General features: G+C 65.3%; 18 protein-coding genes. 16 read left to right on the forward strand and 2 right to left on the reverse strand.

Annotated features, from left to right (window positions below):
* Positions 1 to 34: 34 nt before the first annotated feature.
* The 4 genes from truB to ID132_RS07505 are packed head-to-tail and all read left to right on the forward strand — an operon-like array spanning position 35 to position 2,683.
* The gene (gene truB / locus ID132_RS07490) at positions 35 to 985 is read left to right on the forward strand and encodes a tRNA pseudouridine(55) synthase TruB (RefSeq protein ID WP_125106046.1); all 951 of its coding nucleotides are present in this window, start codon (positions 35 to 37) and stop codon (positions 983 to 985) included.
* The gene (locus ID132_RS07495) at positions 982 to 1,341 is read left to right on the forward strand and encodes a hypothetical protein (RefSeq protein WP_125106045.1); all 360 of its coding nucleotides are present in this window, start codon (positions 982 to 984) and stop codon (positions 1,339 to 1,341) included. Before truB ends, ID132_RS07495 begins: the two co-directional genes overlap by 4 nt.
* A complete protein-coding gene (locus tag ID132_RS07500) occupies positions 1,341 to 1,754 on the forward strand; it encodes a hypothetical protein (RefSeq protein ID WP_125106044.1) in 414 nt (137 codons plus the stop codon). The genes ID132_RS07495 and ID132_RS07500 overlap by 1 nt, the downstream gene beginning before the upstream one ends.
* The gene (locus tag ID132_RS07505; protein ID WP_193128262.1) at positions 1,751 to 2,683 is read left to right on the forward strand and encodes a bifunctional riboflavin kinase/FAD synthetase; all 933 of its coding nucleotides are present in this window, start codon (positions 1,751 to 1,753) and stop codon (positions 2,681 to 2,683) included. Before ID132_RS07500 ends, ID132_RS07505 begins: the two co-directional genes overlap by 4 nt.
* On the opposite strand, the gene ID132_RS07510 is transcribed toward ID132_RS07505, so the two are convergent.
* Positions 2,676 to 3,332, reverse strand: a complete 657-nt coding sequence (locus ID132_RS07510) for a maleylpyruvate isomerase family mycothiol-dependent enzyme (protein ID WP_193128283.1) — start codon at positions 3,330 to 3,332, stop codon at positions 2,676 to 2,678. The two genes, ID132_RS07505 and ID132_RS07510, sit on opposite strands and share 8 nt — an antisense overlap.
* A gap of 190 nt (positions 3,333 to 3,522) precedes the next feature.
* On the opposite strand from ID132_RS07510, the gene ID132_RS07515 reads away from it, so the two are divergent.
* Both ID132_RS07515 and ID132_RS07520 read left to right on the forward strand, forming a co-directional pair.
* The gene (locus ID132_RS07515) at positions 3,523 to 5,682 is read left to right on the forward strand and encodes a DEAD/DEAH box helicase (RefSeq protein ID WP_125106041.1); all 2,160 of its coding nucleotides are present in this window, start codon (positions 3,523 to 3,525) and stop codon (positions 5,680 to 5,682) included.
* 74 nt (positions 5,683 to 5,756) lie between these two features.
* A complete protein-coding gene (locus ID132_RS07520) occupies positions 5,757 to 7,280 on the forward strand; it encodes an aspartate ammonia-lyase (RefSeq protein ID WP_125106040.1) in 1,524 nt (507 codons plus the stop codon).
* A 5-nt stretch (positions 7,281 to 7,285) separates the two neighbouring features.
* Here the strand turns inward: ID132_RS07520 and ID132_RS07525 are convergent, their stop codons facing one another.
* A complete protein-coding gene (locus tag ID132_RS07525; RefSeq protein ID WP_125106039.1) occupies positions 7,286 to 7,702 on the reverse strand; it encodes a hypothetical protein in 417 nt (138 codons plus the stop codon).
* 42 nt (positions 7,703 to 7,744) lie between these two features.
* Here ID132_RS07525 and ID132_RS07530 point away from each other — a divergent pair, with 42 nt between their 5' ends.
* The 10 genes from ID132_RS07530 to ID132_RS07575 all read left to right on the forward strand — a co-directional run bounded on the left by ID132_RS07530 (position 7,745) and on the right by ID132_RS07575 (position 17,706).
* Positions 7,745 to 8,935 (forward strand): PrsW family intramembrane metalloprotease, encoded by a 1,191-nt coding sequence (locus ID132_RS07530; protein ID WP_125106038.1) that lies wholly within the window; start codon positions 7,745 to 7,747, stop codon positions 8,933 to 8,935.
* Positions 8,932 to 9,300, forward strand: coding sequence for an FKBP-type peptidyl-prolyl cis-trans isomerase (locus ID132_RS07535; protein ID WP_125106037.1), 369 nt, complete (start codon positions 8,932 to 8,934; stop codon positions 9,298 to 9,300). Before ID132_RS07530 ends, ID132_RS07535 begins: the two co-directional genes overlap by 4 nt.
* Before the next feature lie 111 nt (positions 9,301 to 9,411).
* On the forward strand, positions 9,412 to 9,681 hold the full coding sequence (rpsO, locus tag ID132_RS07540; RefSeq protein ID WP_125106036.1) for a 30S ribosomal protein S15: 270 nt from the start codon (positions 9,412 to 9,414) through the stop codon (positions 9,679 to 9,681).
* 107 nt (positions 9,682 to 9,788) lie between these two features.
* On the forward strand, positions 9,789 to 10,730 hold the full coding sequence (ppk2, locus tag ID132_RS07545) for a polyphosphate kinase 2 (RefSeq protein WP_125106035.1): 942 nt from the start codon (positions 9,789 to 9,791) through the stop codon (positions 10,728 to 10,730).
* Positions 10,731 to 10,812: 82 nt separating this feature from the next.
* On the forward strand, positions 10,813 to 11,973 hold the full coding sequence (gene metB, locus ID132_RS07550) for a cystathionine gamma-synthase (protein WP_125106034.1): 1,161 nt from the start codon (positions 10,813 to 10,815) through the stop codon (positions 11,971 to 11,973).
* 253 nt (positions 11,974 to 12,226) lie between these two features.
* A complete protein-coding gene (locus tag ID132_RS07555) occupies positions 12,227 to 14,488 on the forward strand; it encodes a polyribonucleotide nucleotidyltransferase (protein ID WP_125106033.1) in 2,262 nt (753 codons plus the stop codon).
* Between the two features lie 74 nt (positions 14,489 to 14,562).
* The gene (locus tag ID132_RS07560) at positions 14,563 to 15,909 is read left to right on the forward strand and encodes a M16 family metallopeptidase (RefSeq protein WP_125106032.1); all 1,347 of its coding nucleotides are present in this window, start codon (positions 14,563 to 14,565) and stop codon (positions 15,907 to 15,909) included.
* Positions 15,906 to 16,505, forward strand: coding sequence for a histidine phosphatase family protein (locus ID132_RS07565; protein ID WP_193128263.1), 600 nt, complete (start codon positions 15,906 to 15,908; stop codon positions 16,503 to 16,505). The genes ID132_RS07560 and ID132_RS07565 overlap by 4 nt, the downstream gene beginning before the upstream one ends.
* A gap of 22 nt (positions 16,506 to 16,527) precedes the next feature.
* Positions 16,528 to 17,250, forward strand: coding sequence for a 4-hydroxy-tetrahydrodipicolinate reductase (gene dapB, locus ID132_RS07570; protein ID WP_125106030.1), 723 nt, complete (start codon positions 16,528 to 16,530; stop codon positions 17,248 to 17,250).
* A gap of 3 nt (positions 17,251 to 17,253) precedes the next feature.
* Positions 17,254 to 17,706, forward strand: coding sequence for a tetratricopeptide repeat protein (locus tag ID132_RS07575; protein ID WP_125106029.1), 453 nt, complete (start codon positions 17,254 to 17,256; stop codon positions 17,704 to 17,706).
* The last annotated feature ends 20 nt before the right edge of the window (positions 17,707 to 17,726 follow it).

Here is a 17,726-nt window from a genome sequence, read left to right on the forward strand (position 1 = left end):
CAGCCTAGCGACGAGCGGGCATAGAATCGTACGGATGTCTCAACGTTCCGATGGCCCGCACGGCCTGCTGCTGCTCGACAAGCCGTCGGGCATCACAAGCCACGATCTCGTTGCCAAGACGCGGCGCGCGCTGGGCACGCGCAAGGTCGGTCATGCGGGCACGCTTGACCCCATGGCGACGGGGCTCATGCTGCTCGGCGTCGGCGACGCCACTCGCCTGCTGACGTACCTCGTTGGCGAGGACAAGGTTTACGAGGCCACCGCGCGCTTCGGCATCGCGACGAACACCGAGGATGCCGATGGCGAGGTGACGAGTCTTGCGTCCCCGGAGCTCGTGCGGGCCGTCACTCACGACCGGCTCGAGGCCGCGCTGGTGAAGCTGCGCGGCGAGATCCAGCAGGTACCGAGCGCGGTGAGCGCCATCAAGGTCAACGGTGTGCGCAGCTACAAGCGCGTGCGCGACGGCGAGCAGGTCGAGCTCGCCGCGCGCACCGTCACGATCCACGAATTGCATGTGCTCGGCACCGAGTTCCGCGAGCTGGGGCTCGCCGACGGCACGACTCAGCCGGTGCTCGACGTGCGCCTGCGCGTCGGCTGTTCGTCGGGCACCTACGTGCGCGCGCTTGCTCGCGACCTCGGCAATGACCTCGGGGTGGGGGCACACCTCACCGCGCTCAACCGACTCGCGGTCGGTGACTTTCGCGTGGCGAACGCGACGACGGTGGACGACGCGCAGCTCGCGAGCCGACTCGTACCGCCCGCCAAGGTCGCGACGACCCGCTTCCCTTCCTTTGTCGCCGACGAGGTCCAGGCGAGCGCGTTGCGGAACGGTCGTCGCATCCCAGCCCCCGAGGGCACCGATGGTCTCAGCGAGCCGATCGCCGCCCTCGACGCCGAGGGGAACCTCATCGGTCTCATCGAGATCCGTGACGGCGAGAGCAAGATCCTCATGAACATGCCGCAGCGCAGCGTGGGCGCCGAATGAGCGAGTGGTTCTCGTGGGTGCAGTTCGCGGTCGCCACCGCCGCGGGCCTGTTGTGCCTCATCATGGCGTTCGCGAATCGCAAGCCGGGCGACGTCACCGTCGGCTCGCTGGCGCTCGTCGAGGTGCTCCTCATCGTCCAACTCGTCGCCGTGCTCGTCGCTCCCGCGGTCGGCAATCCGATCCGCGGCGACGGCCTCGAATTGTGGATGTATCTCATCGCCGCGCTGCTGCTTCCGCCACTAGCCGGACTCTGGGCGATCATCGAGCGCGTGCGTTGGTCGAATGCGGTGCTCGCGGTGGCCGCGTTCGCGGTCGGGGTTATGGTGATCCGGATGCAAACGATTTGGGTGGGCTGATGGGCAAGTCGCGCATCCTCGTCGCCATCTACGTCGTGCTCTTTCTCGCGGCAGGCGGCCGAAGCACCTTTCAGATCATCCGGGAGTTCGATGTCGCGCCGCTCGCGTACACGCTGAGCGCCGTCGCCGCGGTCGTCTATCTCCTTGCGGGCATCGCGCTCGCCCTCGCGGACCACAGCGCTGTGTGGCGTCGACTCGCCTGGGTGGCCCTCGGGTTCGAATTCGTGGGGGTCATCACGGTCGGTGTGCTCTCCGGCCTCGACCCCGAATTGTTTCCCGCCGCAACAGTCTGGAGCGGCTTTGGACGCGGCTACCTGTATATTCCTCTCGTGCTTCCTCTCGCTGGTTTCTCTGTGCTCGAGACACGCTCACGTGCCGAGCGCGCCGGCTTCGCTGCGGCGGTGACCGCGTGATTCTGGTCAACGACCCCGCAAGCTTCCCGGCGCTGCTGCGACCGAGCGTGGTGACGATCGGCAAATTTGATGGGCTCCATTGCGGCCATCGCGACCTCATCGCGCGAGTGCGTGAGGAGTCGCTCGCGCGAGGCCTCACCAGCGTCGTCGTCACCTTCGACCGGCACCCCGCCGCGCTATTCGCGCCCGAGCGAGCCCCGAAACCCGTGGTCTCGCTGCTGCAGAAGGAAGAGCTGCTCGCCGACTCTGGTGTCGACGCCACGGTGGTAGTTCCGTTTACGCGCGAGTTCTCGCAGATGAGCCCCGCCGACTTCGTCGGAAAGTTCCTCATCGAACAGCTTGGGATGCGCGCGATCGTGCTTGGCAACGACTTCCGTTTCGGTTTCAAGGGGACAGGCGACGTGGCCTATCTTCGCGAACTCGGGGGCGAGCTCGGCTTTGACACCATCGTCATCGAGGACACCTCGGACGATGGCACGCACCGGGCCTCGTCGACACGCATCCGCGAGCTGCTCGAGCNGGGGGATGTGCGCGGCGCCGCGGCGGCGCTCGACCGCAACCACCGCGTGCGCGGCGTGGTCGTGCACGGCGCAAAGCGCGGGCGCGAGCTTGGCTTCCCGACAGCGAACCTCGGCCCTGAAACGCTCGAGGGGTACGTGCCCGCTGACGGCGTCTACGCAGGTTGGTTGCACGTCGATGGAGAGCGGCTACCGGCCGCTATCTCGATCGGCAACAATCCGACCTTCGAGGGTGTTCCGCAGAAGCAGATCGAGGCGTACGTGCTCGACGCGACGCTCGACCTTTACGGCAACTCCGTCACGGTCGAGTTCGTCGACTTCATTCGCCCGATGCTGAAGTTCGACTCGCTCGAGGCGCTCATTACGAGCCTCGGCGACGACGTCGCCCGCACCCGCGAACTGCTCAGTTAACGGCGAGGCGACGACGCCCGAACAAGTGCATGATGATCTCGCCGGCGGTCGCATCGAGCGTCGGGCCGGAGCCGATTTGCCAGCGCGCATCCGTCGCCCGCAGCGAGCGCTTACTCGCGAGCTTGACTGCCTTACCGCCGAAGGGCATCTTCGTGCGTGCGAGCGCGACCGAGCCGGTGGAGCGCGGGCTTAACCGCAGCTGCAGGCCGAGTGCCTCGGTCACGTCGTAGGCGTGCACGACTGCTTCGGTGAGCTCAATGATGCCGTTGCGGTGATCGCCCGCGAGCTTGCTGCTCGCGATCTCGCGCAGCTGCTCNACGAGCACGGGCGTCGGCGCCGCGGCCTCATCGCGGGCCAGCTGGGCGACGATGCGATTGAAGTTGAACCCCTTGCGGCCGATGCTCGCGAATGCCGATCCGACCATGTCGGAGCTGTTGAGGCCGAGCCGCCAAATGAGGTGGCCGGCGACATCGCGCACGCGCCAGTCACCGCACATGCTCGGCGCCTCCCACCGTTCGTCGTCGAGGCGATCGAGCGTGTCGGCGAGGCGGTCGAGCGTGGTCGCGATGTGCGCGCTCCAGTCACCCGAGGTGCGCGAGGCCGGGNCGCGAGAACGACGCGTTGGACAAGGGCTGCTCGGATGCTGAATCGGGTGTCACATTGGCAATTATGGCACCTGAGTTGTGTGGCTCCGTGAGCGCGCGGTGATTCGGGTAGAATGGTCGCGACGCCCTGCGTACCCGGATCTCTGTATGTTCCGTCGCACGGCCCACGACGTTCTGAAGTCACCCGCGAGTCGCTGGTTTTCGGCCCGCGGTTTCACCTGTTGAAGGAGGCGCATGTCGCCGAAATCGCACACGCACATGAGCACACAATCCACCCGGCGTCGCCGTTCTAAGGGCGACAACACCGGTGTGATCCCGCAACTGGCCAAGGCGGCCCGCGAGGTCGAAACTGCGGCAATGCGGGGGCGCATCTCGCCCTCGATGCGCACGAAGTTCCAGGTTGTGGGTCTCCTGGTGCGCGAGGAGCGCGCCCGGCTGAAGACCGACGCATCCGTGCCGACGGGGGAGCGCAACGAGTCGCTCAAGCGCCTCGATGGCCTCGGTGCTATTCTCGCGAAGACGGCGGCGCGCGACACGACGCTGCTCAACCTGCTCAAGGAAGACGCGCCGACGACGCCGCAGGCACGCGAGCTGCGCAAACAGATGCTCTTCGCTGGCGGCGTCGACATGGTCGTCGACGAAGAAGAAGAGACGGCACCCGAGCCGCAGACGATGCTGCTGCCCGAGGGCATTCGCGAGCGTCAGGTGATGCCCCCTAGTGTTAAGGCGCGCGTGCGTTCGAACCCGTTCCTCTCGCCGGATCTCACGCAGATTCGGCCACCGAGCCACCACTACACGCGGCTCGCCAACTGGGAGCTGCTCGGCCCGCTACTCAAGGCCTTCGCGACCGGCGCCGGTGGCGGTGCCGCGTCGATGGAGCTGCCGGACCCGCCGCGCTTCGACCGCGTGTCGCCCCCGTCGCTCGAACTCATGCCGCACCAGGCGCAGCTGATCGAGGCGGTTCGTCAGGGGCAGCGTTCGGTGCTGCTCGCCGACGAGCCGGGCCTCGGCAAGACCGCCCAGGCAGTGCTGTCGGCGTCGGTGGCCGGCGCGTATCCGCTGCTCTGCGTCGTGCCGAACGTGGTCAAGACGAACTGGGCGCAGGAGGTCGCGCGGTGGACGCCAACCCGCCGCGCCACCATCATCAGCGGTGACGGCAATGACATCGACGCCTTCAGCGACGTCTTCATCGTCAACTACGAGATCCTCGACCGCCACATTGGCTGGCTGCAGCGCATCGGCCTCAAGGGCATGGTGGTCGACGAGGCGCACTTCATCAAGAACCCAACCTCGCAGCGAAGCCGGCTCGTGCTGCAGCTCGCCCGCAGCATTCGCAGCCGTGTGCCGGGCGTCGACCCGCTCATGATGGCGCTCACGGGTACCCCGCTCATCAACGACGTCGACGACTTCCGTGCAATCTGGCAGCTGCTCGGCTGGCTCGACGGCGATCGCCCCGCTCCTGTGCTGCTCGACGCGCTGGACAAGACTGGCCTCGTGCCGAGCGACGCGGGCTTCGCAGCGGCCGCCCGTCGCGCCGTCATCGACCTTGGCATCGTGCGTCGCCGCAAGGTCGACGTCGCGAAGTCGCTTCCCGCGAAGCGGGTCGTCGACATGCCGGTCGAGCTCGACACCGACGAGGGCGCGTCGATTCGACGCGCTGAGCGACTGCTCGTCGACCGCCTCCTGGCGCGCTACTCGCGGATGCTCAGCGCGGCCGACCTGCCGCAGACGACGATCGATGAAAACCGTCTTCGGATGCTCGCGCGCCAGGAGGTCGAGGAGTCGAAGGCCGCGAGCGGCGGAGACTCGATCTTCGCGATGCTGCACCGCATCGGTATCGCCAAGTCGCGCCTCGCGGCCGAGTACACGGCGCAGCTGGCCCACTCGGTTGGCAAGGTCGTGTTCTTCGCGAAGCACATTGAGGCGATGGACCGGGCCGAGGAAGTCTTCGAGGCCGAGGGTCTTCGCGCGGTGCACATCCGTGGCGACCAGACCACGGCGCAGCGCGACCGAGCCATCGACGCATTCCAGCACGACCCCGAGGTCAAGGTCATCGTGTGCTCGCTTATGGCGGCCGGCGTCGGTATCAACCTGCAGGTTGCGAGCGATGTTGTGCTGGCCGAGCTGAGCTGGACCGCTGCCGAGCAGACCCAGGCCATCGACCGCGTGCACCGCATTGGCCAGGAGATCCCCGTTACCGCGTGGCGCATCATCGCGTCGCAGACGGTGGATGCGCACGTCGCGGAGCTCATCGATGCGAAGCAAGGCCTCGCCGCGCGTGCGCTCGAGGGCACCGATACCGGCGAGGTCTCGAGCGAAGACATTCAGGTTGACGCGATCGTGAATCTGTTGCTTGAGCGGCTGCGGATCTACCAGAATGGAGTTGACGCGTAGCTCGTTTGTAAAAACGAACGTCTTTCACATTATGCTGGTAGCCGAGGCATCGGAGCCAAACGCAACGAAGGTGGATGACATTGTCAACGTCTGATCAGTTCCGCATTGAACGCGACTCGATTGGTGAAATCAAGATTCCGGCGAACGCCTACTGGGGCGTCAATACCGCGAGGGCTGTCGAGAACTTCGACATCGCGCGACGCCAAATCAGTGTGTACCCGGACTTCCTGGTCGCATTCGCTCAGGTGAAGCAGGCCGCGGCCCGCGCGAACCAGGAGATCGGCATACTTGACTCGGAGCGCGGAGGCTACATCGAGCAGGCGTGCCAGGACATCATCGATGGCAAGCTGCACGACCAGTTTGTCGTCGGCGTGATTCAGGGCGGCGCGGGTACGAGCTCGAACATGAACGCGAACGAGGTCATCGCCAACCGCGCCCTCGAACTCGCGGGCCGTGAGTTCGGCGACTACGCGTATATTTCGCCGAACGACCACGTGAACGCGTCGCAGTCGACCAACGACACTTACCCGTCGGCGGTCAAGCTCGGTCTTGTGCACTCGACCCAGAACCTCATCGCCGAGTACAAGCTCCTTCAGGATGCCATCATGAAGAAGGCGTTCGAGTTCAAGGAGGTGCTCAAGGTCGGCCGCACGCAGTTGCAGGACGCCGTGCCGATGACGCTTGGGCAGGAATTCCACGGTTTCGCCACGACGGTCGGCGAGGACATCCAGCGTCTTGAGGACGTTGGGCCGTTGCTGCTTGAGCTTAACCTCGGTGCCACCGCAATCGGCACACGCATCAACGCGCCGGCCGAATACCCGGCGGCAATCATGCGTCACCTGCGCGAGATCACTGGCTACGACGAACTCGTGACCGCGACCGACCTTATCGAAGCCACCAGCGACACGGGTGTCTTCATGTCGCTCTCGAGCGTCATGAAGCGCTGTGCCATGAAGCTGTCGAAGATCTGCAACGACCTGCGTCTGCTCTCCTCGGGCCCGCAGGCCGGTCTCGGTGAGATCAACCTGCCCGCCCGCCAGGCCGGCTCGTCGATCATGCCGGGCAAGGTGAACCCTGTTATTCCCGAGGCCGTGAGCCAGGTTGCCTTCGTCATCGCGGGCTCTGACGTCACCGTCGCGTTCGCGTCTGAGGCTGGTCAGCTGCAGCTCAATGCGTTCGAGCCCGTCATGATGCACACGCTCATGCAGAACTCGGTTTGGCTGCGCCGCGCCATGCGCACGCTGCGCGTGAACTGCATCATCGGCATCACCGCCAACAAGGAGAAGACCGAGGCGCAGGTTGCAGCTTCGGTCGGCCTCATCACCGCGCTCAACCCGGTGATCGGCTATGCCGAGGCATCGAAGATCGCGAAGAAGGCACTTGCCACCAACAGCAAGGTTGTCGACCTGGTCGTCGAGGCCGGCCTGCTCGAGCGCGAGCGCGTGATCGAGCTGCTGCACCCCGAGGCCCTCGCGGGCCGCTTCCCCGAAGCGACGTCAGTCGGCTCGCTCACCGACGACGAGATTCTCGAGCAGGAACGTCGCATCGACTCGCTCGACCCGAAGGAACTCGCCGGGCCGATGCACGAAATCGTGTAGCTCGGTTACTCGCTCAGATTGCGATCGTCGGCGTCATGCTCATCGAGCATGGCGTCGTCGTCGTTGTCGCTGAGGTCATCGAGTGCACCGTCACGGAGATCGGCCGCGGTCACGATCGTCTCGGCCTGGCGCTGACGGTTGCGCTCGTTCGCCTCGTTGAGCTCCTGTCGGAGCGACTCCGTGGTGTGCACGAGCCGCGAAGGGATCTCACGCGAGGTCTCGGTCACGCGGTTGCCCACACGGTGCAGCGCATCCACTGCCGAGTCGAGGCCCTGCTGTGCCGCTTCGGCCGTCTTTTTCGCCGCCTCGGACTCGGCAACACTCGTCGCGGCCGCCTTGATCTGCTCGTAACGGGCACGACCGGCCCGGGCTCCGACAACAAATCCAACTGCGGTTCCGAGAAGAAATATGGCTCGCTTCATGGCACTCAATCTACCTGGCGGTGAAACAACTACGCTGGGCGGATGCCAACGAACGAGGTGCCCGAGCTCGCTGAGGGAACGACCAAAGTTCCTCTTCGGCTTCCCCGTGATCGGCGGGGGCCGTTCATTTGGATGATCGTGTTGTCGATCGTCTTGACTCTCGGTCTCATCGCGGTGGGCTGGTTGCTCGTGAACTGGCAGCTCGACGCGATCGTCATGGCAATCCCGGCGCTGATTCCGCTCACGCTCGTGCTCATCGCGGTGCACTTTCTTGACCGCTGGGAGCCGGAACCCACGATCCTGCTCGTGCTTTGCTTCGTCTACGGCGCGGGGGCTTCGATCCTCGGCACCCTCACTGTCGGAAACTTCCTCCTCGAGGTGACGAACACCTACGCGAGAGACTCCGTCGGTCTCGCGGCCTGGTCGATCCTGCTCCAGGGTCCGTTCGTGGAGGAGCTCGTCAAGGGCGTAGGTGTCGCGGTGCTGCTCATCATCGCCTGGCGCGAGGTTAACGGCCCGCTCGACGGCTTTGTCTACGCGGCGGTGATTGGCGCTGGCTTCGCGTTCACCGAGAACATCGTCTACTTCGCGTCGTCAGGTTCGACCGGGCTGGAATTCGTGTGGCTGCTCGTGGTGCGGGGGATTCTCTCGCCGTTTGCGCACGTGATGTTCACGGGGGTGATCGGGCTGGCCCTGGGCTGGGCGGCACAGCAGCGAAAACCGTTGCAGTTCGCTGTCGCCGGCGTGCTGGGCCTCGTCATGGCCGTTGGTCTGCACGCGTTTTGGAACGGAGCGAGCATCTACCTACTCCCGCTCTTCGGCGTCGACGCGCAGAACCCGTTTGCCTGGATCATCTCGTACGGACTGTTCCAACTGCCGCTCTTCCTCGCCTTCGGCTGGTTGCTGATGCAACTGCAGCATCGCGACCGACAGATCATTCGCAACAGACTCGACGAGTATCGACGCGCCGGTTGGTTCACGACCGCCGAGGTCGAGATGATCACGAACTGGCAGTTGCGGCGCAAGGCGATTCAGTGGGCGCGGGCGCAGTCGACCGAGCAGGGTCGGGCCATGAAGAACTTCGTTGAGGATGCGACGAGGCTCGCCTTCGCGCGCGAGCATGCCTCGATCGACAAACGCGACCCGCATCGCCGGGCCATCGAGAAGTCGCTGCTCGCGGTCACCCGACGTGACAGAAAAGACCTGCAAGATATGGTTCGATCGAAGGCATGACTGAACTTACGAAGCCTGAAGTTGAATTCCCCGATGGTCCGGCCCCGACCGAACTCGTCATCGAAGACCTCGTCGTAGGCGAGGGGGCCGAGGCCCAGGCCGGCGGCACCGTAAACGTGCACTACCTCGGCGTCGACTACGAGTCCGGCGACGAGTTCGACTCGTCGTGGTCGCGTGGCCAGTCTGTGGAGTTCCCGCTTGCCATGCTGGTCAAGGGCTGGCAGCTCGGCATTCCGGGCATGAAGGTGGGCGGCCGTCGCAAGCTCACCGTGCCGCCGGCCCTGGCCTACGGTGATGCCGGTCAGGGCCACCCGTTGTCGGGCCGCACCCTGATCTTCATCATTGACCTGCTCGGCGCCAAGTAGCGTCGTACCGTGCTAGCATTCTGAGGTTGCCGTGAAATCGGCCGCGGACAAAGAGAGTCGCGGGATTCCTTCCCTCGACGCCGCGCAGCGAACGAAAGGGGCTCACCGCCAATGGCGCTGAACGCAGAAAAGAAGCAGTCGATTATCGCCGAGTACGCCACCCACGAGGGTGACACCGGAAGCCCCGAGGTGCAGGTTGCGCTCCTGAGCGCCCGCATCAACGAGCTCACCGAGCACCTCAAAGAGCACAAGCACGACTACCACTCGCGTCGTGGCCTCCTCCTCCTGGTTGGTCAGCGTCGTCGTCTGCTGAAGTACCTCACCGACGTCGACATTGCACGCTACCGTGCGCTCATCGAGCGCCTGGGCCTGCGCCGCTAGGTTCAGGAACCCAAGCATCGTGCTAAGGCTATGCCCCACGTCTTCGACGTGGGGCATAGCTGTCTCAGTACCTATCGCAGCAACGGCACCGCACCAGGGGAGTAGCTATGTCCGACACCGATAAGGCAACAAAGGCGGACGACGCGAGTACCTACCGCCTCAATCGTGCCGGCGTGCCCGACACCACACCCGAGGTCGATGAGCTGGCCGAGTTGGCCGGTCGTCAGCCCGGCAACATCGACGCGTGGAAGCAGGGCTACCCGTACAGCCGCAAACTCACGCGCGCCGTGTACGAGCGCCAGAAGCGCCTCTTGCAGATCGAACTCCTCAAGCTGCAGACGTGGGTCAAGGAGTCGGGCACGAAGCTGGTCATCATCTTCGAGGGCCGCGATGCTGCGGGGAAAGGCGGCGCCATCAAGCGCTTTATGGAGCACCTGAACCCACGAGGTGCCCGCACCGTCGCGCTCGAGAAACCGACCGAGAAAGAATCCACGCAGTGGTATTTCCAGCGCTATGTCGAGCACCTGCCCTCGGCCGGCGAGATCGTGCTGTTCGACCGCTCCTGGTACAACCGGGCCGGGGTTGAGCGCGTCATGGGGTACTGCACGCCGACGCAGTACTTGGAGTTCACGCGTTCCGCGCCCGAGTTCGAGCGGATGCTCGTGAACTCCGGCATTCACGTCATCAAGTTCTGGTTCTCCGTGGGGCGAGCCGAGCAGCTCGCGCGCTTTGCTGCCCGCCGCGACGACCCGGTACGCCAGTGGAAGCTCTCGCCGACCGACCTCGCATCGCTCGATAAGTGGGACGAATACACGGCCGCAAAGGAGGCGATGTTCTTCTACACCGACACCGCCGAGTCGCCGTGGACCGTCGTGAAGTCGAACGATAAGAAGCGAGCGCGGCTCGAGGCGATGCGCTACGTGTTGAACGAGTTCGACTACCCGAACAAGGACAAAGCCGTTGCAGTCGCGCCTGACCCGAAAATCGTTGGTTCTCCGCGCGTGATCTATGACGATGGCGAGCGCCCCGAGGAGTTTCCCGTCGTGTGACGGAATGCGTCGAAGCGAATCGGCGACAGTTGCTGCCCGTAGCTAGGGTTACGGGCAGCAACGACCGTTTTCCAGGAGCATCATGACTGAGTTTTCGAGCCTCACTCGCGCCACCCGTGCGGGCATTGAGACCGACACCGCGCAGGGCGCGGTTGTCCCACCGCTGTACCTTTCTTCGAACTACACCTTCGCGAAGTTCGGCGAGCCGCGACGGTTCGACTACACCCGCTCCGGAAATCCCACGCGTGCCATCCTCGGCGAGGCAATCGCCGAGCTCGAGGGAGGCGCTGGGGCGACGATCGTGGCGACCGGCATGGGCGCAGTTACGCTCGTGACCGTGGCGCTGCTGCAGCCGGGCGACGTTGTTGCTTACCCCCACGACTGTTATGGCGGCACCTGGCGCCTGTTCGAGCAACTCGGCTCGAAGGGGCTTTACCGCTTCGAGCCCGTTGACTTCACCGACGTCGAAGCGGCCAAGGCTCGCATCGCGCAGCTCTCGCCGAAGCTCGTCTGGCTCGAGACTCCCTCGAACCCGCTGCTGCGCGTGACTGACGTCGAGGCCATCTCGGCGGCCGCTCACGAATCGGGTGCGCTCGTTGCAGTTGACAACACCTTCCTCACGCCGCTCGCGCAGAAGCCCTTTGCACTCGGCGCCGACGTGGTTGTGCACTCCGTCACGAAGTACCTGAACGGCCACTCCGACGTGGTGCAGGGCGCGGTCATCGGTCGCACCCCCGAGCTTGCGGAACGCTTCGATTGGTGGGGCAATGTGCTCGGCGTCACGGCCAGCCCGGCCGACTCGTACCTCGTAATTCGCGGCCTGCGCACGCTCGAGGTGCGGTTCGCACGGCACCAAGAAAACACGATCGCCGTCGTCGACGCGATTAGGGACCACCCCGCGGTGCAGCAGCTCAACTTCCCGGGTCTTGCCGAGCACCCGGGCCACGAGCTTGCGAAGCGTCAGCAGTCGGGTTTCGGTGCGATGTTCTCGATCGACCTCGTCGGCGGCGAGGACGCGGCACGCCGCTTCGTCGAGGCGGTCGAGCTCTTCTCGCTCGCGGAGTCGCTCGGCGGCACCGAGTCGCTCGTCGCACATCCCGCGACCATGACCCACGCGTCGATGACGCCCGAGGCGCAGGATGCCGCCGGCATCACGCCCGGCCTGCTGCGGTTCTCGATCGGCATCGAGCCGGTCGAAGACCTCATCGTCGACCTCAAGGCCGCCCTCGACGCCGCGCTCTAGTCTTCCTCAGCCCCGAACGCCACCCCACCCGTCCGCCAAGCGTGATGGTGGGGTGGCGTTCGGGGTTTCCAGACCGCTCGCTGCTAGGATCAGGGGGTTCGTACTAATTCGCACGCGGCTCAGCATTGCTGATTGTCGGTGGTGGCGAGCCGGACTCGTCTGAAACGCGACGCCGGAGCGCAATTACTGATGGTCAGCCGAGGGAGCCTCGACAGGTGTTGTGTGCGTGCGAGCGACACTAAGGAGGAGACCTTTGGAGGGTCCCGAAATCAAGTTCGCCGAAACCGTTATTGACAACGGTAAGTTCGGCACCCGCACCGTCCGCTTCGAAACGGGTCGTCTCGCGCAGCAGTCGCAGGGTTCGGCAGTCGCCTACCTCGACGACGAAACCATGCTGCTCAGCGCGACGAGCATCTCGAAGCACCCGAAGGAGCGCTTTGACTTCTTCCCCCTGACGGTTGACGTTGAGGAGCGCTCGTACGCCAAGGGCGCCATCCCTGGCTCGTTCTTCCGCCGCGAGGGCCGCCCCTCGACCGACGCGATCCTCGCGTGCCGCCTCATCGACCGCCCGATGCGCCCGTCGTTCGTCGACGGCCTCCGCAACGAGGTGCAGATCGTCGTGACCGTGCTCTCGATCGCCCCCGACGAGACCTACGACGTGCTTGCCGTCAACGCGGCATCCATGTCATCGCAGATCTCTGGCGTGCCGTTCTCGGGCCCCATCGGTGCCGTGCGCATCGTGCTCATCGACGGCCAGTGGGTCGCGTTCCCGAAGTACTCGCAGCAGGAGCAGGCTGTCTTCGAGCTGACCGTTGCCGGTCGCCTCGTGACGAACGCCGACGGCAGCGAAGACATCGCGGTGATGATGGTTGAGGCGCAGGCACCCGACAACGCGTGGGAGCTTATCCAGAACGGCGCCCAGAAGCCAGACGAGGCCGTCGTTGCTGGCGGTCTCGAGGCCTCGAAGCCCTTCATCACCCAGCTCATCAAGGCGCAGCAGTCGGTTGCCGACCAGGTGAACAAGGAAATCAAGGAATACCCGGTATTCCCGGCCTACACCGAGCCCGTTCGCGCGCTCGTCGAGGCCGAGGCGAAGGACGAGCTCGGCAAGGTCTACCAGATCGCCGACAAGATCGAGCGCCAGAATGCTGACGACGCCCTCAAGGCGCGCGTGACCGAGGCCGTTGCGGCCAAGGTCGAGGCTGGCGAGCTCGAGGACTCGGCTCTGGGCCAGGTCTCGGCTGCGTACAAGTCGGTCACGAAGGACGTCGTTCGCGGCCGCATCCTCAGCGACGGTCAGCGTATCGATGGCCGCGGAGTTGCCGACATCCGCCAGCTCGACGCTGAGGTCGAGGTTGTGCCCCGCGTGCACGGCTCGGCCATCTTCCAGCGCGGCGAGACGCAGATTCTCGGCGTCACAACGCTGAACATGCTCAAGATGGAGCAGCAGATCGACTCGCTCAGCCCCGTTCAGTCGAAGCGCTACATGCACCACTACAACTTCCCGCCCTACTCGACCGGTGAGACCGGCCGTGTTGGCTCGCCGAAGCGTCGCGAGATCGGTCACGGCAATCTGGCCGAGAAGGCGCTGCTTGCAGTGCTGCCCACCCGCGAGGAGTTCCCCTACGCGATCCGTCAGGTCTCGGAGGCCCTCGGCTCGAACGGCTCGACCTCGATGGGTTCGGTCTGCGCCTCCACGCTCTCGCTGCTCAACGCCGGTGTGCCCCTGCGCGCGCCCGTCGCGGGTATCGCCATGGGCCTCGTGTCGGCTGAGGTCGACGGCGAGATGAAGTACCAGGCACTCACCGACATCCTCGGTGCCGAGGACGCGCTCGGCGACATGGACTTCAAGGTCGCCGGTACCTCGGAGTTCGTTACCGCTCTGCAGCTCGACACCAAGCTCGACGGCATCCCCTCGGAGGTGCTCGACGCCGCGCTCCAGCAGGCGCACGACGCTCGCATCAAGATCCTCAACGAGGCGATCACTGCTGTGATCTCGGAGCCCGACGAGATGGCGGCCACCGCACCGCGCATCATCTCGGTGAAGATCCCCGTTGACAAGATCGGTGAGGTCATCGGCCCCAAGGGCAAGGTCATCAACCAGATCCAGGAAGACACCGGCGCCGACATCTCGATCGAGGACGACGGCACCGTGTTCATCGGCGCGACCGACGGCCCCTCGGCCGAGGCTGCCCGTGCACAGGTCAACGCGATCGCGAACCCGCAGGTTCCCGAGGTCGGCGAACAGTACCTCGGTACCGTCGTCAAGCTTGCGAGCTTCGGTGCGTTCGTGTCGCTCCTGCCTGGCAAGGACGGCCTGCTGCACATCTCGGAGGTGCGCAAGCTCGTTGGTGGCAAGCGCGTCGAGAACGTCGAAGACGTGGTCTCGGTTGGTCAGAAGCTGCTCGTGAAGATCACGAAGGTGGACGACCGTGGCAAGCTCTCACTCGAGCCCGTGCTCGAGGAGGGCGAAGGCGCCGACGAGACCGAGGTCGAGTCGACCGACGCCGAGTAGCCACACCTGGCTGAGTAAAGCGGCCCGTGCAGCGCACGCGCCGCTTTACTCTATTCGGCTACACTCAAGCCGATATGTCTGCACCGATTTTGCTGCCACTGAACACGACTCACCTCGATGAAGAGGTCGCCGGAGCAGCCAGGCTTCAGCGCACGGTGCTGCCGAGCGGGGTGCGCCTGATCACCGAGGATGTGCCCGGCGCGGCATCCGTCTCGATCGGCTGCTACGTGCCCCTCGGCTCGCGCGACGAGCGCGATCGCGAGTACGGCTCGAGCCACTTCCTCGAACACCTGCTGTTCAAGGGCACGCCGAGCCGAGACGCCCGCACCATCGCGCTCGAGTTCGAGCGCGTCGGTGGCGACTTCAACGCGGCGACATCGCGCGAGCAAACCGTCTACCACGCACGGGTGCGCGCGGAAGATCTCGGCATGGCCATCGACGTGCTGAGCGATATGCTCACCGGTTCACTGCTCGACAACGACGAGTTTGAGCTCGAGCGTGGTGTGATTCTCGAAGAGATCGCGATGAGTGCCGACGACCCGGATGACGTGCTCTGGGAGCGCTTCTACGCGAACTTCTTCGGCAACCATGAACTGGCCCGGCCAATCGCGGGCACGCCCGAGAGCATCGGGGCGGCAACGCGCGACGAAGTCTGGGACTTCTACCACCGCAACTATCGGCCCGACACGCTCGTCGTGGCCATCGCTGGCCGCGTCGACCACGACGCCGCGTTGCATCGCCTCGAGGCAGGCCTTCGCAACGGGGGCTGGGACCTCGACCTGACCGCCGCGCCCGTCGCTCGCCGCACCGCTGAATCGCCCGTCGAGGTGACGCGTCATCACGCCCTCGAAAGCATCGAGCGACCGCTCGAGCAGACGAATCTGATCCTCGCTACACCGGGGCTCGTCTCGGGTGACGACCGTCGGCACGCTTTCGGGCTGCTCCACCACATCCTCGGTGGCGGGATGTCGTCGCGGCTCTTCCACGAGGTGCGGGAAAGGCGCGGGCTCGTGTACTCCGTCTTCTCCTTTGCCGCCAGTCACGCCGATGTTGGCGTGACCGGGGTGAACGCTGCCTGCCTGCCCGAGAAGGCCGCCGAGGCGGTGCGCGTGATTCGGGATGAGCTCGACCGCGTGGCGCAAGACGGTGTGACCGAGAGCGAGTTGGCCGACGCGAAGACCTCAGCCGCGGGTGGGGGTGCCCTGGCACTTGAGTCCATGCACTCGCGCATGAACCGCCTCGCCCGCGCCGAACTCGCGCTGGGGGAGTTCCTCGATCTCGACGCCTCCGTTGCGCGACTCGCCGAGGTCACGCGCGAGCAGGTGCGGGAGGTTGCGGGCATGCTGCAGGGAGATATGACGGTCGAAACGATCGGGCCCGTAACCGACGAGGCTCGGGCCGAGTTGGAGGCACTCGCATGAGTCATTTCCTCTACCTGGTGCGGCACGGGGAGGTGCGTGATGCCGAATTCGGCATCANCGACGGCCCGCTCTCGGAGCGCGGCCGGCAACAGGCGCACGCGCTCGGTAAGCGCCTCGCCGATGTGCCGTTCGACCAGGCGTTCACCTCGCCGCTCGACCGCGCACTCGAAACCTCGAGCATCCTCAGCAACTACGTGCAGGGGCCGCCGGTTGAGCAGACCAACCTGCTGTTCGACTGCATCCCGTCTTCTTCGAAAGATGCCCCCGACGGCTACGACGCGTTCTTCTCCGGGGTCGACGAGGAAGACATCGAGGCCGGCCAGGCGCAGATGCAAGACGCCGTCTCGGCCTTCATGACCCGGCCGCGCGAAGACGTCCACACACTGCTCGTCACCCACAACTTCGTTATCGGCTACCTCGTCGCGCACGCGCTTGGCATGCCCGAGTGGCGCTGGCTGACGCTCGGTAGTGGCAACACTGCCCTCACCGTGCTGCGACTGCGCTCTACGCGCCCCAGCGAGCTCACCCTTTTCGGGTCGACGGCACACCTGCCGCGCGACATGCGCACCGGTATGACGTGGACACCAGCTATCTAACTACCCCAGGAGCACCTTGCACATGACTGTTTCCGTCGCCATCAGCGGAGCCACCGGCCGCATGGGCACGCTGATTCGAGGCATCGTCGATGACCTCGACGGCTTCGAGGTGCACGCCGCCCTCGACTCGTCCTCGTCGCTCGACGAAATGCTCGGTGCCGACGTGCTCATTGATGTGACGCACTACGACGCCTCCGAGCGCGCCACACGGTTTGCGCTTGAGCACGGGCTCAACGTCATCATCGGCACGAGCGGCTGGGGCAAGGATCGGGTCACCGAACTTGAGTCGAGCATTCCGGCTGAACGGGGTGTGCTCGTTGTGCCGAACTTCTCGGTGGGTTCGGTGCTCTCGACGCACCTCGCATCGATCGCGGGCAAGTTCTACGACTCGATCGAGATCCTCGAGGCGCACCACGACCGCAAGGTCGACTCGCCTTCGGGCACCGCGGTGCGCACCGCCGAAGCGATCGCGCTGGCACGCGGTGCCGAGGTCTCGTCGCCGAACACCGATCAGCGCGCGCGGGGCGAGGTCGTCGCGGGCATTCCCATCCACGCCCTGCGACTGCGCGGCGTCGTCGCTGATCAGCAGGTGATCTTCGGTGGTGAGGGCGAACTCGTAAACATCCGTCACGAGACGGTGAGCAATCGCGCCTACGTGCACGGCATCACCCTGGCTCTGCAGCAAGCCCCGACGCTTCGCGGCCTCACAGTGGGGCTCGACGCCCTCCTCGGGCTGGGGAGCTAACCCGTGCGGAAGCTCAGCGGGGCGCAGATTGGCGTCTATGTGCTGCTCGCGCTCATGGCGATCTACTTGGTTGCCATCGCAGGAATCGTGTGGGGGCTCGTCACGAGTGGCGAGGTCATCGGTATCGTCATGGGTTTTGCGCTCATCGTGTTTCCGGTCGTCGGCGTGCTGTTCGTCATCCGCGACCTCCGCTTCGTCCTGCAGTCGAACCGGCTCATCGAGCGCATGGCCGAGTCCGGCGAACTACCGGAGGACAACCTGCCGCGTCAAAACAGCGGACGCCCCGATCGTGCCGCAGCCGACGCCGAGTTCGAGTCGTGGAAGGACCGCGTCGAGGCGAACCCGGGCGACTGGCGAAACTGGGTGCTGCTCGGCCTTGCGTACCGGGCATCTGGCGACACGCCGCGAGCTCGCCAGGCGCTTCGTCGCGCGATCGCGCTCGAGCGCGGGGTCTAACTGCGCACTCGCCGGCTCAA

It is taken from the genome of Gulosibacter sediminis, from assembly GCF_014904065.1.
Lineage (GTDB): Bacteria > Actinomycetota > Actinomycetes > Actinomycetales > Microbacteriaceae > Gulosibacter > Gulosibacter sediminis.

Bases quoted from the DNA above. Each gene is read 5' to 3' on its own strand.
- ID132_RS07560 (WP_125106032.1), top strand. From the start codon at position 14,563: ATGTCTGCACCGATTTTGCTGCCACTGAACACGACTCACCTCGATGAA.
- dapB (WP_125106030.1), top strand. From the start codon at position 16,528: ATGACTGTTTCCGTCGCCATCAGCGGAGCCACCGGCCGCATGGGCACG.
- rpsO (WP_125106036.1), top strand. From the start codon at position 9,412: ATGGCGCTGAACGCAGAAAAGAAGCAGTCGATTATCGCCGAGTACGCC.
- ppk2 (WP_125106035.1), top strand. From the start codon at position 9,789: ATGTCCGACACCGATAAGGCAACAAAGGCGGACGACGCGAGTACCTAC.
- truB (WP_125106046.1), top strand. From the start codon at position 35: ATGTCTCAACGTTCCGATGGCCCGCACGGCCTGCTGCTGCTCGACAAG.
- ID132_RS07525 (WP_125106039.1), bottom strand. From the start codon at position 7,702: ATGAAGCGAGCCATATTTCTTCTCGGAACCGCAGTTGGATTTGTTGTC.
- metB (WP_125106034.1), top strand. From the start codon at position 10,813: ATGACTGAGTTTTCGAGCCTCACTCGCGCCACCCGTGCGGGCATTGAG.
- ID132_RS07535 (WP_125106037.1), top strand. From the start codon at position 8,932: ATGACTGAACTTACGAAGCCTGAAGTTGAATTCCCCGATGGTCCGGCC.
- ID132_RS07520 (WP_125106040.1), top strand. From the start codon at position 5,757: ATGACATTGTCAACGTCTGATCAGTTCCGCATTGAACGCGACTCGATT.
- ID132_RS07515 (WP_125106041.1), top strand. From the start codon at position 3,523: ATGTCGCCGAAATCGCACACGCACATGAGCACACAATCCACCCGGCGT.
- ID132_RS07530 (WP_125106038.1), top strand. From the start codon at position 7,745: ATGCCAACGAACGAGGTGCCCGAGCTCGCTGAGGGAACGACCAAAGTT.
- ID132_RS07495 (WP_125106045.1), top strand. From the start codon at position 982: ATGAGCGAGTGGTTCTCGTGGGTGCAGTTCGCGGTCGCCACCGCCGCG.
- ID132_RS07500 (WP_125106044.1), top strand. From the start codon at position 1,341: ATGGGCAAGTCGCGCATCCTCGTCGCCATCTACGTCGTGCTCTTTCTC.